Source organism: Phaeobacter sp. (assembly GCF_022825805.1).
GTDB lineage: Bacteria > Pseudomonadota > Alphaproteobacteria > Rhodobacterales > Rhodobacteraceae > Phaeobacter.
The window spans coordinates 1-4,216 of the sequence record NZ_JAJDWC010000011.1 but is presented as its reverse complement, the minus strand read 5'-3'; the positions used below and the strand labels follow the sequence as shown (position 1 = coordinate 4,216).

The window sequence follows — 4,216 nt, the reverse complement described above, 5'->3', positions numbered from 1 at the left end:
GCGAATACACGTCTTCGAACTTCATAAGTCGAACTTCCTGTAACACTTCTGTCCGCTTCATAACGCCTCCTTTCGGAGACATGATAAAACCGGACAGATCGCATGTTACCTACACCGGACATATCGCTTGTTAGCGACACTACCCCTGCGTAAACATTGACCCCTAAAAAACGCCTTGCTAGCCTCGCAGATTAGTTACAACCAGACACCAAAGGTCTGGGCAGGGAGGAACAATGAAATACTATCTTGCAACGTCGGCGGCGTTGGCGCTTGCCACCGGCTCAGCCTTTGCCAGCGGTTTGGACCGAACCGGCCAGCCAGTTGGCATCATCTTCGAAGAAGGCACCTACGCCGAATTCTCGGTCGCCACCACGGCAGTGGATCTGTCCGGCAATGACCGGGCGACCAGCACTGTGGGCACACCTTTGAACCCGTTTCAGTCGGCAACCGGCGACGTCGGTGACCGGTTCAACATGTTTGCGGCAGGCTACAAGCGTGACCTGAACGATCAGCTGTCCTTTGCGCTGATCTACAACCAGCCCTGGGGCGTGGATGTAAACTACCCTGTCGGTCAGTCGCTGCTGCTGGGCGGTACCCAGGCAGAGGCGAACTCAAACTCGCTGACCGCTCTGCTGCGCTACAAGTTCAACGAAAACTTCAGCGTCCACGGCGGGATCCGGTATCAGGAGATCGACGGTCAGATCAATCTTGCAGGCGGGGCCTACAGCTCCATCGGTGGTCAGTACAATGTGCGCGTCAACAAGGATGGCGCCTTTGGCTGGGTGGCAGGTGTGGCCTATGAGATCCCAGATATCGCTCTGCGCGCGGCGCTGACCTATTCCTCGGAGATCGAGCATGATTTCAGCCTGACCGAGACATTCGTGACCGGCGCATCTGCTGGCACGTCGACCAAGACCAAGACGCCACAGTCGGTCAATCTGGATCTGCAGACAGGTATCGCCAAAGACACCTTGCTGTTTGGTGGCATCCGCTGGGCAGAGCACAGCGTCACCGATCTGGTGGTGCCTGGGCTCAGCGCGCAGGCGGGTCGGTCGATTGATCTGATCGATCTGGATGACTCTGTAACCTACACATTGGGTGTTGGCCGCAAGTTCAACGAAAACTGGTCCGGCTCGCTCGCCGTGATCTATGCGGATGTGGACGGCGACAACCTGGTCTCCCCGCTGGCACCAACCCACAGCTTCGAAGCGATCCGCCTGGGCATTCAATACACCCAGGACAAGATGAAGATCTCTGCCGGTATTCGCTACACCCGACTGGGTGACGCGGTCGCCGCCCCCGGTGGTCAGGTTGGCGTGGCAGATTTCGTCGACAATGACGCTGTTAGCTTTGGACTGAAGGTCGGCTACAGCTTCTGATCACACGGCGCTGATAGAGCTTGCGCCGCCCCGGCCCAAACGGGGGGCCACCAGACGCTGCCGATGTCCGCGCCGCACCATACAGAACCACAACACACCCGACCCCGCATCCCCCCGGATGCGGGGTTTCTCGTTCTGCGCACCTGGCAACGAAAGTGATCCAATTGACCCGCCCGGCAATGGCCAGTAGCAAGGCAGGAAACCAATTGGGACCGGAAGTCATATGCTTTATTCATCCGCAGCGGACTGGCGCGCAGCACCGAAGAAACGGATTTTGTTCTTTGGCATGTCTGGTTTGGGAAAAACCTTTGTCTCCAACACGCTGCGGGCGGCTGGCAGCTGGTTCCACTATTCCATCGATTATCGCATCGGCACCCGTTACATGGGCGAATACATCACCGACAACGCCAAGGCCGAGGCGATGCGGGTGCCGTTTCTGCGTGATCTCTTGCTGTCGGACTCGATCTACATTGGCTCCAACATCAGCTTCGAGAACCTGACGCCTGTTGCGTCCTATCTGGGCAAACCGGGCAATCCGGACCAAGGCGGATTGGATATGGCCGAATATGTGCGCAGGCAGGATCAGTTTCGCACCGCCGAGCTGAACGCCCTGCGCGACACCGGTTATTTCATCGACCGGGCCGAGCGGCTATATGAGTATCCCAATTTCATCTGCGACACCGGCGGCAGCATCTGTGAATGGGTCGATGCCAATGACCCGCAGGACCCGATCCTGTCCTATCTGGCAGAGCAGACGTTGATGGTGTGGATCAAGGGGGATGAGGCCCATACCCAAGAGTTGATCCGCCGGTTTGACCGTGATCCGAAGCCAATGTCCTATGAACCCGCGTTTCTGGCGCGGGTCTGGCAAGAGTATCTAAAGGAAAAAGCCGTATCAGAACAGGACGTGGACCCGGATGACTTTATTCGCTGGACCTATGCCCAGGCGCTGGCCCATCGCCAACCCCGCTACAGCGCGATGGCGCAGAATTGGGGCGTGACGGTGACAGCAGATCAGATCGGCAAGGTGCGCGATGAGCACGATTTCACAGACGTGATCGCTGACGCTCTTGAGCTTGGGGCAAAGGCCTTCTAAGTCACAGGGTCCCAGCGTCCAGAACGGACGATGACAGACACTCAAAGGATAAGACATGCCTATTAAGATCCCCGCTGACCTGCCCGCCTATGACGTTCTTACGAACGAAGGCGTGATGGTCATGTCGCCGGATCAGGCGGCACGTCAGGACATTCGTCCGCTGCGCATCGGTTTGCTGAACCTGATGCCAAAGAAGATCCAGACCGAAAACCAGTTTGCCCGGCTGATTGGCGCAACGCCACTGCAGATCGAACTGTCGCTGATCCGCATGACCGAGCATCAGACCCGCAACACCGCAGCTGAACATATGGCGGAATTCTACCGCCCGTTTCAGGATATCAAGAATGAACGGTTTGACGGGCTGATCATCACGGGTGCGCCGATTGAACATCTCGCGTTTGAGGATGTGACCTATTGGGATGAACTTTGCGAGGTGTTTGACTGGACGCAGACCCATGTGCATTCGACCTTTGGGGTGTGCTGGGGCGGCATGGCGATGATCAACTATTTCCACGGGGTGCAAAAGCACATGCTGGAGCGCAAGGCCTTTGGCTGTTTCCGGCATCAGAACATGGATCAGGCCTCGCCCTACCTGCGCGGGTTTTCCGACGATTGCGTGATCCCGGTGTCGCGCTGGACCGAAATGCGCCAGGGAGAGATCGATGAACGGCCCGGTTTGACCACGCTGCTGGGCAGCCCGGAGGTTGGCCCCTGTCTGGTGCAGGATCCGAGCCACCGCGCGCTCTATATCTTCAATCACTTCGAATACGACAGTGACACGTTGAAACAGGAATACGACCGCGATGTGGCCAGCGGCACGCCGATCAACGTGCCGATCAACTACTATCCCGAAAATGATCCAAGCCGCCAGCCACAGAACCGCTGGCGCAGCCATGCTCATTTGCTCTACGGCAATTGGATCAATGACATCTACCAATCGACCCCCTTTGATCTGGCGCGGATTGGTCAGTAGAGCCGTGCTCATCGCGGCTCTCTTATGTGCGCTTGGTGCTGCCGCAACGCTGTGGCGCGCCACCGCACGCGAGGCCGTCGCGGTGGCCAAATACCCGCCGCTCGGGCAGTTTGTCGATGTCGGCGGTGCGCGCATTCACCTGCTGGATCTGGGTCAGCCCGCTGGGCGCACCGCGGATGATCCGGCGCCCGATCTGGTGCTGATCCACGGTGCAAGCGGTCATATCCGGGATATGACCTTCCGTCTGGCCCCGGCGCTGCGCGATCGCTACCGGGTGATCATCGTCGACCGGCCGGGCCTTGGCTACAGCGATGCGGCCAACAGCAATGGCGCCAGCCTGTCCGAGCAGGCCGCCCTGATCCGTGCCGCAACCACGCAAATTGGCGCCCAAAAGCCCATCGTCCTTGGCCAGAGCTATGGCAGCGGCGTGGCGCTTGCCTGGGCGCTGGATGCACCAGGCAGCCTGGCCGCTCTGGTGACGGTGGCGGGGGTTTCGCACCCCTGGCCCACACCGCTCAGCCGGTTTTACAAGGTCACGTCCTCCCCGCTGGGTCAGGCGCTGGCGGTGCCGCTGCTCACCGCCTTTGTGCCGCGCCAGACCATCCGGGACACGCTGGCAGAGGTGTTTGTGTAAGTGCCGGATGTAATCTCCCCAAAAGGGGCGTTTGAAATTTCCCCAGTTGGTAGCGTCCTGGGCGATTTTTGAACCTTAAATATTCAAAAATCGAACGGGGCGCGGGCCGTTAAGCTCGAAGCTCAAGAAGAAGG

At 58.8% G+C, this 4,216-nt stretch carries 4 protein-coding genes; all 4 read left to right on the top strand.

From position 1 onward, the window contains the following. Positions 1–233 precede the first annotated feature (233 nt). The 4 genes from Q0C28_RS00855 to Q0C28_RS00840 all read left to right on the top strand — a co-directional run bounded on the left by Q0C28_RS00855 (position 234) and on the right by Q0C28_RS00840 (position 4,082). The gene (locus Q0C28_RS00855; RefSeq protein ID WP_293572758.1) at positions 234–1,379 is read left to right on the top strand and encodes an outer membrane protein transport protein; all 1,146 of its coding nucleotides are present in this window, start codon (positions 234–236) and stop codon (positions 1,377–1,379) included. A gap of 223 nt (positions 1,380–1,602) precedes the next feature. Continuing rightward, positions 1,603–2,475 (top strand): ATPase, encoded by an 873-nt coding sequence (locus Q0C28_RS00850; protein WP_293572757.1) that lies wholly within the window; start codon positions 1,603–1,605, stop codon positions 2,473–2,475. 55 nt (positions 2,476–2,530) lie between these two features. Next, complete coding sequence (gene metA / locus Q0C28_RS00845) at positions 2,531–3,448, top strand: homoserine O-succinyltransferase (protein ID WP_293572756.1); 918 nt, start codon at positions 2,531–2,533, stop codon at positions 3,446–3,448. Beyond that, positions 3,399–4,082 (top strand): alpha/beta fold hydrolase, encoded by a 684-nt coding sequence (locus Q0C28_RS00840; protein WP_293572755.1) that lies wholly within the window; start codon positions 3,399–3,401, stop codon positions 4,080–4,082. The genes metA and Q0C28_RS00840 overlap by 50 nt, the downstream gene beginning before the upstream one ends. Positions 4,083–4,216: the final 134 nt, after the last annotated feature.